General features: G+C 67.2%; 1 protein-coding gene. It reads right to left on the reverse strand.

Translation table 11 applies throughout. The features are described 5' to 3' along the window. Positions 1-231 (reverse strand): hypothetical protein (locus tag AC0IYH_RS33235; RefSeq protein WP_471838667.1); only part of this gene is annotated, 231 nt, incomplete at its 3' end. Positions 232-247: the final 16 nt, after the last annotated feature.

Raw genomic sequence — 247 nt, forward strand, 5'->3', positions numbered from 1 at the left:
TTCCAGCAGCGTCTGCACTAGCGCCGGATGTGCGCTGGTCGCGGCGTGGACGAAGGCGGCGTCGAACCTGTGGGCGGCGAGCGCCTCTTCGATGCCGGTGTGGAGGTGACGCACGTGGAATATGGGTCCCGCTTCCTCCAGCACTCGCCGGTCGCGGGTCGCCAGATGCAGCTCGAGCCCCGGCAGGGTCGATAGAACCGGCAGGTAAGCCTTGTGGGCGATGTCGCCCAATCCCGTAACCAGGACG

Source organism: Pseudomonas sp. AC463 (assembly GCF_979253585.1).